Origin of the sequence: Stenotrophomonas sp. MYb238 (genome assembly GCF_009496535.1) — a bacterium.
In the GTDB taxonomy this organism is placed as follows: domain Bacteria; phylum Pseudomonadota; class Gammaproteobacteria; order Xanthomonadales; family Xanthomonadaceae; genus Stenotrophomonas.
This window is the reverse complement of record NZ_WIDL01000009.1, coordinates 114,346-126,351: the sequence shown is the minus strand read 5'-3', so window position 1 is coordinate 126,351 and position 12,006 is coordinate 114,346. Positions and strand designations below refer to the sequence as shown.

At 70.5% G+C, this 12,006-nt stretch carries 7 protein-coding genes; 2 read left to right on the top strand and 5 right to left on the bottom strand.

The genetic code is table 11. From position 1 onward, the window contains the following. Nucleotide 1: 1 nt before the first annotated feature. The 5 genes from CQ393_RS08235 to CQ393_RS08215 form a co-directional block, all read right to left on the bottom strand. Nucleotides 2-2,395 (bottom strand): TonB-dependent receptor, encoded by a 2,394-nt coding sequence (locus CQ393_RS08235; RefSeq protein ID WP_153191070.1) that lies wholly within the window; start codon nt 2,393-2,395, stop codon nt 2-4. 58 nt (nt 2,396-2,453) lie between these two features. Beyond that, nucleotides 2,454-3,335, bottom strand: a complete 882-nt coding sequence (locus tag CQ393_RS08230) for a carbon-nitrogen hydrolase family protein (protein ID WP_228114355.1) — start codon at nt 3,333-3,335, stop codon at nt 2,454-2,456. An 87-nt stretch (nt 3,336-3,422) separates the two neighbouring features. Continuing rightward, a complete protein-coding gene (locus tag CQ393_RS08225) occupies nt 3,423-5,219 on the bottom strand; it encodes a PLP-dependent aminotransferase family protein (RefSeq protein ID WP_153191069.1) in 1,797 nt (598 codons plus the stop codon). A 121-nt stretch (nt 5,220-5,340) separates the two neighbouring features. Next, nucleotides 5,341-6,624: a 4-aminobutyrate--2-oxoglutarate transaminase gene (gabT, locus tag CQ393_RS08220; RefSeq protein WP_153191068.1), complete on the bottom strand. Its 1,284-nt coding sequence runs from the start codon at nt 6,622-6,624 to the stop codon at nt 5,341-5,343. A 142-nt stretch (nt 6,625-6,766) separates the two neighbouring features. Continuing rightward, nucleotides 6,767-7,438, bottom strand: coding sequence for a TetR family transcriptional regulator (locus tag CQ393_RS08215; protein WP_153191067.1), 672 nt, complete (start codon nt 7,436-7,438; stop codon nt 6,767-6,769). A gap of 216 nt (nt 7,439-7,654) precedes the next feature. Here CQ393_RS08215 and CQ393_RS08210 point away from each other — a divergent pair, with 216 nt between their 5' ends. Both CQ393_RS08210 and smeE read left to right on the top strand, forming a co-directional pair. Then, on the top strand, nt 7,655-8,827 hold the full coding sequence (locus CQ393_RS08210) for an efflux RND transporter periplasmic adaptor subunit (protein WP_153191066.1): 1,173 nt from the start codon (nt 7,655-7,657) through the stop codon (nt 8,825-8,827). 12 nt (nt 8,828-8,839) lie between these two features. Further along, a complete protein-coding gene (gene smeE / locus CQ393_RS08205; RefSeq protein WP_153191065.1) occupies nt 8,840-11,986 on the top strand; it encodes a multidrug efflux RND transporter permease subunit SmeE in 3,147 nt (1,048 codons plus the stop codon). Nucleotides 11,987-12,006 lie beyond the last annotated feature (20 nt).

Sequence of the window (12,006 nt, the reverse complement as noted above, 5' to 3'; positions counted from 1 at the left end):
GTCAGAAACGGTAGCTGAAACTGACGCCGACGGTGCGCGGCAGCGCCACCAGCGCCTTGGAGCCGTTGCCGTAGTAGCCCTCGGCCGGTGCGGTGCCCATGTACTGCTCGGTGTAGATGCCGCTGATGCCCTGCTCGTTGGTCAGGTTCTTCAGCCACAGCGTGGTGTCCCAGTGGCCCTGGCTCCACGTCGCCGAGGCGTTGAAGATCGGGAAGCCATCGAGCGTGCGCCGGTACTTGGGGTTGAGGCTGAGCGCGTTCTGCGATTCGGACTGGTAGTAGGCGTCCGCACGCAGGGTCAGCAGGCCGCCGCCGATGGGAATGCCGTAGTTGCCGGCGGCGTTGTAGCGGTGCTTCGGCACGCCGGGCAGCACGTCGCCCTTGTAGCCGTAGATATAGCTGCCATCGACGGCCAGCGCGTCGGCTTCCAGCTGCGCCTTGGTGTAGGTGTAGCCCAGGGTGTAACCGAAACCCTCGCCGATGCCGCCGGCCAGTTCCAGTTCGACGCCGCGGGTGCTGGCCTTGGGCGCGTTCTGCACCGCGAAGAAGCCCCAGTTGGTGGTCGAGCTGTTGACCTGCGGGTCCTTCCAGTCGACGTAGAACAGGTTGGCGTTGTAGGTGTGGCGGCCGACGCGGCCCTTCACGCCCAGCTCGTGGTTGCGCACGGTGTCGGACCGGTAGGTGGTCCAGGCCACATCCTCGGCGAAGTTGCCGGTGGTCGGCGTGCCGTTGGTGCCGCCGCGGCGGTAGCCCTCCGAGACGGTGGCGTAGAGCTGGTTGTCGGCGTCGAAGGACCAGGACAGGTTGCCCTTGAACAGCGTGCGGGTGTCGCGCTCGCTGCCGTGCGACTGCGAGCTGTCCACGACCGACGCCCAGTTGCTGGTGGTCTGCGCCACCGTGGTGTCGGCATCGTGGCGGAAGTGGCGGAAGCCGCCGGTGAACTGCAGGCGCTCGGTGGCGTGCCAGGTCAGCTCGCCGTACAGCGCGGTTTCCTTGAAGCGTTCGTTCTGGCGGTAGTCGAAATCCGAATCGCCGATCACCGCGTCCTCGAAGCCGGGGAAGGCCGCGTCCCACCAGCGCTTGAAGCCGCGCAGGTAGCTGACCTGGGTGGCGTAGCGTTTCTGGTCCTGGTAGTAGGCGCCGAGCACGTAGTCGAACGCGCCGCCGGTCTGCGAGGTCAGTCGCAGCTCCTGGGTGAAGGCTTTCTCGCCGTAGCCGCGCACCGCCGAGGCCATCGGCCGCGGGTAGTTGTAGTAGAAGCCGAGCCAGCCGTTCTGCGCGTAGAAGCCGGTGTTCTCGCTGGTGATGTCGCCCTCGTGGTTGTAGTGCGAGGTGCTGGAGGTCAGGGTGGCGAAGCCGAGGTCGATATTGGCTTCCAGGCTGGTCAGGTTGACGTGGCGCGCGGCAGGTTCCAGCTGCACCGCGCCGACTTCCAGGTCGCGGTAGGGCACGCCCCAGCCGTCCTTGCCCAGGCTGGTGGCGCGGCGGCCGCCGAAGCGGTCGGCCTGGGCCATGTAGCTCAGGGTCAGGTCGAAACGGTCGCTGGGCCTGAACAGCAGCGAGGCGCGGCCGTAGTTCTGGCGCACGAAATCGGCGTCGCGGCGGTTCTCGTATTCGGCGGTGTCGGCGAGCACGCCGTCCGGCGCGGTCGGCAGGCCGTTGCTGTCGAGCTTGTAGACGTTGCGGTAGTCGGTGGCGCCGGGGAAGTCGTTGCGGGTGAGGTTGAAGCGCATCGCCACGGTATCGGACAGCGGCACGTTGAGCATCGCCGAGCCGGAGTGGCCGATGCCGCTGGAACCGTCGACGCTGGAGGCGCTGTAGCTCACGCGCGCGTCAAAGCCGCCCAGGTCGGGCTGGCGCAGCAGGAAGCGCACCGCGCCGCCCAGCGCGCCGGAGCCGTACAGCGTGCCCTGCGGGCCGCGCAGCACTTCCACCCGGTCGATGTCCGAGAGCAGGAAGTTGGCGAACAGCGGCGTCTTGTCCACGTAGGTCGCCACGGTGGACATTGCCGACACGGCATAGTCGCCCAGCGCCGAGCTGTCCACGTTGAGGCCGCGGATGCGGATGCCGCTGACCACGCTGGAGTTGCGCGCGCCGCGGTCCACCACCGCCACGCCGGCCACGCCGCGCATCAGCTCGGCGGTGTCCAGGATGTTCTGCTGCTCGATGGCTTCGCCGGACACGGCGCTGATGTTGTACGGCACCGCGACGATGTCCTGCTCGCGGCCCTGTGCGGTGACGACGATGCGGTCCAGGTCGGTGGCCTGTGCGTCGGCACCGGTGTTGGCCTGCTGCGCGAACGCCGGCGCCTGCGCCAGCAGGCCGGCGAGGATGGCGGCGGCCAGTGGCCGGACGTGCGGCGGGCGATGGGTGCTGCGTGTGTGTTCGTGGTTCATTTTCCCGGCCTCCCCGGCAGAAGAAAGAATCGTGGAACGTGGCGGAAGTGCAATGCGGTCAGTCGCGGCCGGGCAGCCGCAGCGGCCCGAGCGCATCGAGTGCGGCCGACGGCGCGCGTGCGGCGCCGTAGGCGGGAAATGCGATTGCGTGGTCGCGGAAGCTTTTCAGCGGCTGTCCCAGCCCCTGCCAGCCGTACTCGCGGCAGCGCTGCAGGTGGGCGAAGTCCACCTCGAAGGCGATCACTTCGCGGCCGCTGCCGGCCTGGTGGATGATTTCGCCGCCCGGGCCGCAGACCACCGAGCGGCCCACGCCCAGGTCGCCGGCGACGTTGATGTCCACGAAGTAGCACTGGTTGGTGGCCGCGCTGGCGCGGGCGATGGCGATCTCCACCTCGCGGTCGATGGTGTTGGTCATGGTCGGGTGCAGGATCACCTCTGCGCCCAGCATCACCAGCGAGCGCGTGGTTTCCGGGAACCACATGTCGTAGCAGATCGACACGCCGAAGCGGCCGGCGCCGGGCACGTCGAACACCACGAATCCATCGCCCGAAGCGATGCCGCGCTCGTAGGGCTCGAACGGGTACAGCTTGCGGTGGCGCGCGACGACGCGGCCCTGCGGGTCGATCACCGGCGTGGTGTTGAACACCGCCTCGCCGTGCTGTTCGTACAGCGAGCCGGGCACCAGCCACAGCCCGTGCTCGCGCGCCAGGTCGCACAAGAACTGCTCGGCGTCGCCGGGCAGCGGTTGCGCGAAGCACGGGTTGGCGCCGTAGCCGCACAGTTCGCCGAGCAGCACCATGCGTACCCAGGGGAAGCGCCGCGCCACCGCGCCCACCTCGGCGGCGATGCGCGGCAGGTTGTCGCCCGGCGCCATGGCCAGTTGCAACCCGGCGATGCCGAACGTGCCGCGCTGGCCGCCGGTGTGTGCTGATGCCTGCAAGGTGGTTCCCCGTTGGTATGGCCGACGCTTCGACGGTAGGCGGTGCGGGCGGGCGCGATTAGAGCCAGTCGGGGGGAATCGATGGGGTCAGTCGCGGCTGCGCGGGCGGCCCGGGCGGGTCAGCACCGCGGTGTCGGCAAGCCGGCCGTCCTCGCCGTACAGGCGCAGCTGGTCGCCGTCGAGCACCAGCGCGTAGCCGGCGGCCTCGCCGTAGGCCCATTGCCGCCACTGCCGGTACCAGCGGTCGTCCTCGATCCACCAGTGGCCGTTGTCGCAGTCCTCGCCGGCGTAGCCGGCGGTGCCGGCCAGGGTGCCGTCGGCGCGGATTTCCAGCGTGCACGGCTCGCCGTAGACGGTGTTGTAGAGCCAGTGCGCGCCGCTCATGGCGCGGCGCAGCGCCTTGCCGCGCAGCGGCGGCAGGTCGTCCTCGATGCGCCGCGTGGCCGGGGCCAGGTCGCCGCGCACCAGCCGCGACAGGGTGCGCACGCCTTCGCGGATCTGCGCCGCGGCGATGCCGGTCACCCCCATGCGCAGGACCTGGCGGCCGTCGCCCAGCTGCAGCGGTTCCACCAGCACGCCGATGCCGGCCGCGTGCCGCGCCAGTTCGCGCGCGTCGGTGCCGGCCGGCACGCTGACGTCGTAGGCGCTGGCGCCGGGCGTGGTGTCGATCGCGACGAATTCGTGCAGGTAGTGGTTCAGCGCGTCGCGCAGGGCGGTGCGGCGCTCGGCCAGGCGCCGCCCGGCGCGCACCAGCGCGGCCGAGTAGTGGCCCATGCCGATGAAGTACGCCCAACTGCGCTGCACCAGCCACGGCAGGGTGGTGCCGCGGTTGCGGCGCAGCTGGCGCGCGCGCTCGATGAAGGCGTTGGCCGCCACCAGCACCGCCGGCGGTTCGCCGCAGGCCACCACCGGCGACAGGCTGGCGATGTGGATCACCCGCCCGTCCTGGTCGAAGGCGCGCAGCGCCGGCGCCACGCGTTCGCCGCTGGGCACGTCGGGCGGCACGTCGTGCTCGATCAGCACCGCGTCGGCGGCGGCCAGCGCGTCGAGCAGCTGCCGTGGCCGCGGCGAGCCGGCGGCGAACGCGCGGCGGCCGCTGCCGACCACCACCGCGCCGGGTGGCAGCGGCTGGCGCAGCGCCGGGTCCAGCGTGGAGATGTCGGCGTGGCGCTCGCGCATGCGCCGCTCGAATTCGGGATCGGCCGGCTGCTCCAGCACCACCGGAGTGCCGCGCCGCACCAGCAGTTCGCCGGCCAGCTGCAGCGCGTGGCGGCAGGACAGCGCCATCAGCAGTTCGTCGGCACCGGCCTGGATGCCGCGCATCGGCAGCACCTTGCCGCGGATTTCCTCGGTGAGCGCCGGGTCGTCGCCGTCGCCGGCGTCCTGGTTCCACTGCTGCAGTTCGTGGCGCGAGCCGGCCAGCCGCAGCGCCTCGCGCCATTCGACCACGGGCGTGAGCTCGGCATCGACGCGGCCGTCGATGAAGGGAAACGGGTAGCGGTGCCAGTGCTGCGGACAGCGGAAACCGGCGTCCTCGGCGACGGCCGGCAGGCGCGCGGCCAGCGCCGAGGCCGGCTCGCCACCGCGCTGGCGGGTACCGATGCGGCCGGCGGCGACGTCCGGGGCGATGAAGATGCCGCTGCGCGGGCGGCTGACCAGGTGGCCCTCGGCCAGCAGCGCGTCGTAGGTGAGGCTGACGGTGTTGCGCGACACGCCGATGCGCGCGGCCAGGTGGCGCGAGGACGGCAGCCGCTGGTCCGGACGCAGCACGCCGCAATGGATGGCGTCGACCAGCTTCTGCCGCAGCTGCAGTTGCAGGCTCAGCGGCGCGGCCGGGTCCAGGGCCAGGTTGAGCAGGTCGAGGCTGCGGGTTTCGGATTTCATCTGCGGCGTGCTCCGGAGGCCGCTGCCGGGCGTCGGGCAGCGGCGGGCGGTTTCACCGAGGGTAGCCGCGCCGCCGCCATGGACGCGAGCCCGGCCGTAGCGGCGGCCGGGAAGCAGGGGATCACGCCTGCGGCTGCAGCGCCTGTTCCAGCAGGTCCAGGCCCTCGTCCAGCACCGCCTCGGGAATGGTCAGCGGGAACAGCAGGCGGATGGCCTCGCCGCGGCCGCCGCAGCCCAGCAGCATCAGCCCCAGCGCGTGGGCGCGGCGCAGTACCGCCTGGGTGGCGGCCGGGTCGGGTTCGTCGCCGCCGCGCGCGGCGAGCAGGTCGAAGGCGATCATCGCGCCGCGGCCGCGCACGTTGCCGATCGGGCGCAGGTCCCTGCGCGCGGCCAAGCCCTGCAGGCGCTCGAGGGTGCGCGCGCCGATGGCGCGGGCGCGCTCGGCCAGGCGTTCTTCGGCGATCACGTCCAGCACCGCCAGCGCGGCGGCGCAGGCCACCGGCGAGCCGGCGTAGGTGCCGCCCAGCCCGCCCGGATCGACCGCATCCATCACCTCGGCGCGGCCGATCACCCCGGACAGCGGGAAGCCGCCGGCCAGCGACTTGGCGACCGTGATCAGGTCCGGTTTCACCCCGGAATGCTCGATGCCGAACAGGCGCCCGGTGCGGGCGAAACCGGTCTGCACCTCGTCGGCGATCAGCACGATGCCGTGGCGGTCGGCGATTGCGCGCAGCGCCTGCAGCAGCTCGGTCGGCGCGGCGTGGAAACCGCCTTCGCCCTGCACCGGCTCGATGATGATCGCGGCCACCTCGTCGGCGGCGACGTCGGCGCGGAACAGCTGTTCCAGCGCATCCAGGCTGTCGGCGACGGTGATGCCGTGGTGCTCGACCGGGAACGGCAGGTGATACACCTCGCCCGGCAGCGGGCCGAAGCCGCGCTTGTACGGCGCGGTCTTGCCGGTCAGCGCCATCGCCATGAAGCTGCGGCCATGGAAACCGCCGGCGAACGCCACCACGGCGCGGCGGCCGGTGGCGGCGCGGGCGATCTTGATCGCGTTCTCCACCGCCTCGGCGCCGGTGGACAGCAGCAGGGTCTTGGCCGGGCCGGCGATGGGGGCGATGGCGTTCAGGCGCTCGGCCAGCGCGATGTAGGACTCGTAGGCCGATACCTGGAACGCGGTGTGGGTGAACCGCTCCAGCTGCGCCTGCACCGCGGCCATGATCCGCGGGTGGCGGTGGCCGGTGTTGGTGACGGCGATGCCGGCGGCGAAGTCGATGTAGCGCCGGCCTTCCACGTCCCACAGTTCGGCGTTCTCCGCGCGCGCGGCGAAGATGCCCATGGCCGAGCCGATGCCGCGCGGCACGCTGGCCGCACGGCGCTGCAGCAGATCCGAATTGGTCGTCATGTTTTCCTCCTGGTGGCCGCAGCGTGCGGCGGCGTACCGGAGGCGCATAGCGCCAGTTGCGCGGGAGGGGTGGGGCCAGCGGCGGGGCGCGGCCTGTCCGGCCGGGCGCGGGTACGGGCGCGACGACCGCCGGCGGTGCCGGTCAGGCGTCCCAGCCGGCGCTGTCGGTCCGTTCCGGGTACACGCCCGGCTGGAAGACGTCGGCGCGCACGTAGGCCTGCAGCACCACGTCCATCACCATCAGCCCGTCGCGCTCCAGATCGTATTCCTCCGGCTGCGCCATGGCGTTGTACAGCGCGCCGGTCAGGCTGATGTGCAGCATGCGGCTGGCGGCGGCCGCGTCCACGCCCTCGCGCAGCTGCCCCAGTTCGCGCGCGCGCTCCAGGGCGCGGGTGACCATGTCCAGCTCTTCCTGCGAGTTCTGGCGCTGCATGGACTGGATGCTCTGGCTTTCGCTGGACTGCTCGCAGCGCAGCAGGATCTCCATCAGGCTGCGCTGGCGCGGGTCGTCGGCCAGTTCGGCGAGCGAGACGCGGATGACCTCGCGCAGGTCCTGGACCGGCGTCTGCCGCTGCGGCGCGTAGGTGCGCTGCAGGCGCTGCACGAACGGCATGCGGTCGCGCTCGATCATCGCTTCCAGCACTTCGGTCTTGTTCTTGAAGTGCCAGTACACCGCGCCGCGCGTGTAGCCGGCGCGGGCGGCGATCATCGCCAGCGTGGTGCCGACCACCCCGTGCTCGTGGAAACAGGCGATCGCCGCGTCCAGGATGCCCTCGCGGGTGGCCTGCGCGTCTTCTTTGCTTTTACGTGCCATCGCCCTGCCGTTGTGCACAACTCACGTGAAACATGTCTGAATTCTAGCAATTTACAAACAGACGTGCATGTATGTATTCTTTCGCGCTCTTTTTCCGTCATCCGATCACGGTAACGTGCGCGGGTTCCTCCCGTGCACCGCCGATGGTGGCCGCCCTTCGCGTAGCGCGGGCGGCCGGGTCGCGTGGCTTCTTTCCTTATTGCCGAGTCTCCCGCCATGAGTCGATCGATTCTCCGCCCCGCCCTCCTGTCGCTGCTGGCCGCCGGCGCGCTGGCCGCATGCGGCGGGCAGCCGCCGCAGCAGGCAGGCGGCCCCGGGCAGGTCACCGTCGTCACCCTGAAGGCCGAGCCGCTCACCCTGACCCGCGAACTGACCGGCCGCGCCACCGGCTACCAGGTGGCCGAGGTACGGCCGCAGGTCAGCGGCATCGTCGCCAGGCGGCTGTTCACCGAAGGCAGCGTGGTCAAGCAGGGCCAGCCGCTGTACCAGCTCGACGATGCCGCCTACCGCGCCCAGGCCAACAGCGCCCGCGCGCAGCTGGCGCGCGCCGAGGCCAGCGCCAACGCCGCGCGCCTGGCCGCGCGCCGCAGCAGCGAGCTGGTCAAGAGCCGGGTCATCAGCGTGCAGGACGACGAGAACGCGCAGGCCGCGTGGAAGCAGGCCGAGGCCGACGTCGGCGCCGCCCGCGCCGCGCTGGACGCGGCCAACGTGACCCTGGGCTATGCCCGCATCACTGCGCCGATCGGCGGCCAGATCGGCAAGTCCACGGTCACCCAGGGCGCGCTGGTCAGCGCCGGCCAGGCCGAAGCGCTGGCCACGATCAACCAGCTGGATCCGATCTACATCGACGTCAGCCAGTCCTCGGCCGAACTGCTGCAGCTGCGCCGCGACCTGGCCGCCGGCCGCCTGCAGGGCGCCTCGGAACTGCCGGTGGACATCGTGCTGGAGGACGGCAGCACCTACGCCCACAAGGGCACGCTGGAGTTCTCCGAGGTCAGCGTCGATCCAGGCACCGGCAGCTACGCCCTGCGCGTGCGCGTGGACAATCCCGAGCAGATGCTGATGCCGGGCATGTTCGTGCGCGCGGTGCTGGGCAGCGCCGTGCGCCAGGACGCGCTGCTGGTGCCGATGCAGGGCATCGCCCGCGACCCGCGGGGCAACGCGAGCGCGATGGTGGTCGATGGCGAGGGCAAGGTCGCGCTGCGCCAGGTCACCGTCAGCCGCTCCATCGGCGACAAGTGGCTGGTCGAGGACGGCCTGAAGGCCGGCGACAAGGTCATCGTCGAGGGCCTGCAGAAGATCGGCCCGGGCATGCCGGTACAGGCCACCGAGAAGGGCGCCGAAGCCGCCAAACCCGCCGCGCCTCCGGCGCCGGCCGCCAAGCAGTAAGCGGAGACGTCCATGGCTCGCTTCTTCATCGACCGGCCCATCTTCGCGTGGGTCATCGCCATCATCATCATGCTCGCCGGCGCGCTGGCGATGCTCAAGCTGCCGATCTCGATGTACCCGGACGTGGCACCGCCGGCGGTATCGATCTCGGCCAGCTACCCGGGCGCGTCGGCCAAGGTGGTCGAGGACTCGGTGACGCAGATCATCGAGCAGAACATGAAGGGCCTGGACGGGCTGATCTACTTCTCGTCCAACAGCTCCTCCAACGGCCAGGCCAGCATCACCCTGACCTTCGAGAGCGGCACCAACCCGGACATCGCCCAGGTGCAGGTGCAGAACAAGCTGCAGCTGGCCATGCCGCTGCTGCCGCAGGAAGTGCAGCGCCAGGGCATCAACGTCGCCAAGTCCAGCTCGGGCTTCCTCAACGTCGTCGGCTTCGTGTCCGAGGACGGCAGCATGGACGAGCACGACATCTCCGACTACGTCGGCTCCAACATCCTCGATCCGCTCAGCCGCGTGCCGGGCGTGGGCTCGATCGAGGTGTTCGGCGGCAAGTACGCCATGCGCATCTGGCTGGACCCGAACAAGCTGCAGACCTACCGCGTCTCGGTGGACGAGGTGAACGCGGCGGTGCGCGCGCAGAACGCGCAGGTAGCCGTGGGCCAGCTGGGCGGCGCGCCGGCGGTGAAGGGCCAGCAGCTCAACGCCACCATCAACGCGCAGGACCGCCTGCAGACGCCGCAGCAGTTCCGCGACATCGTGCTGCGCACCGAGGCCGACGGCTCGACGCTGAAGCTCGGCGACGTGGCGCGCGTGGAGCTGGGCGCGGAAACCTACGACTTCGTCACCCGCTACAACGGCAAGCCGGCCTCGGGCCTGGCGGTCACCCTGGCCACCGGCGCCAACGCGCTGGACACCTCCGAAGGCGTGCGCCGGACGCTGGATACGCTGTCGGCCAATTTCCCGCGCGGCCTGAAGGCGGTGATCCCCTACGACACCACCCCGTTCGTGAAGGTGTCGATCAAGGGCGTGGTCAAGACCCTGCTCGAGGCGATCGTGCTGGTGTTCCTGGTGATGTATCTGTTCCTGCAGAACTTCCGCGCCACGCTGATCCCGACGATCGCGGTGCCGGTGGTGCTGCTGGGCACGTTCGGCATCCTCGCCGCGCTGGGCTTCTCGATCAACATGCTGACCATGTTCGCTATGGTGCTGGCGATCGGCCTGCTGGTGGACGACGCCATCGTGGTGGTGGAGAACGTCGAGCGCATCATGTCCGAGGAAGGGCTCTCGCCGCTGGAGGCCACGCGCAAGTCGATGGGCCAGATCACCGGCGCGCTGGTCGGCATCGGTCTGGTGCTGTCGGCGGTGTTCGTGCCGATGGCGTTCATGAGCGGCTCCACCGGCGTGATCTACCGCCAGTTCTCGGCCACCATCGTCTCGGCGATGGCGCTGTCGGTGCTGGTGGCGATCGTGCTGACCCCGGCGCTGTGCGCGACCATGCTCAAGCCGCTGAAGAAGGGCGAGCACCACGTCGCCCACCGCGGCCTGGCCGGGCGCTTCTTCAACGGCTTCAACAACGGCTTCGACCGCACCAGCGGCGGCTACCAGCGCGGCGTGCGCGGCATCCTGGCGCGGCCGTGGCGGTTCATGGCGGTGTTCGCGGCGCTGGCGTTGGCGATGGGCGTGCTGTTCGTGCGCCTGCCCAGCTCGTTCCTGCCCAACGAGGACCAGGGCATCCTGATGGCGCTGGTGCAGGCGCCGGTGGGCGCCACCCAGGAGCGCACGCTGGAGTCGATCTACAAGCTGGAGGACCACTTCCTGCAGAACGAGAAGGACGCCGTGGAATCGGTGTTCTCGGTGCAGGGCTTCAGCTTCTCCGGCATGGGCCAGAACTCGGGCATGGCCTTCATCAAGCTCAAGGACTGGGGCGACCGCACGCCCGACCAGGACGTGGGCCCGGTCACCGGCCGCGCGATGGCCGCGCTGGGACAGATCAAGGACGCCTTCATCTTCGCCTTCCCGCCGCCGGCGATGCCGGAGCTGGGCACCGCCTCGGGCTACACCTTCTTCCTGAAGGACAACACCGGGCAGGGCCACGAGGCGCTGGTCAACGCGCGCAACCAGTTGCTGGGCATGGCGGCCGAGAGCGGCAAGCTGGCCAACGTCCGCCCCAACGGCCTGGACGATACCCCGCAGCTGCGCCTGGACATCGACGTGGCCAAGGCCGGCGCGCACGGGTTGTCGCTGGACGCGATCAACAGCACCCTGGCCACCGCATGGGGTTCGAGCTACGTCGACGACTTCATCGACCGCGGCCGGGTCAAGCGCGTCTACATGCAGGCCGACGACGGCTTCCGCATGAACCCGGAAGACTTCAACCTGTGGACGGTGAAGAACAACGCCGGGCAGATGGTGCCGTTCTCGGCCTTCGCCAGCCAGCGCTGGGACTACGGCTCGCCGCGCCTGGAGCGCTACAACGGCGTCTCCGCGCTGGAGATCCAGGGCGAGGCGGCGCCGGGCGTGGCCTCGGGCGATGCGATGCAGGAAGTGGAGAAGCTGGCCAGCCGGCTGCCGCCGGGCTTCAGCATCGAATGGACCGCGGTGTCCTACCAGGAACGCGAGGCCGGTTCGCAGACGCCGCTGCTGTACACGCTGTCGCTGCTGATCGTGTTCCTGTGCCTGGCCGCGCTGTACGAAAGCTGGAGCGTGCCGACCGCGGTGCTGATGGTGGCGCCGCTGGGCATCCTCGGCGCGGTGCTGGCCAACACGATGCGCGGCATGGAGCGCGACGTGTACTTCCAGGTGGCGATGCTGACCACGGTGGGCCTGACCTCGAAGAACGCGATCCTGATCGTCGAGTTCGCCAAGGAGAACCTGGAGAAGGGCGCCGGCGTGATCGAGGCGACGATGCATGCGGTACGCGACCGCCTGCGCCCGATCGTGATGACCTCGCTGGCGTTCGGCCTGGGCGTGCTGCCGCTGGCCATCGCCTCGGGCGCCGGCTCGGGCGCGCAGCGCGCCATCGGCACCGGTGTGCTGGGCGGCATGATCGCCGGCACCCTGCTGGGGCTGTTCTTCATCCCGCTGTTCTTCGTGGTGGTGCAGCGTGTGTTCAACCGCCGGCGCCTGGCCGGCAACGGGGAATCGCCGCAGGCGTGATCCCCTCGTTCCGGGTGCCG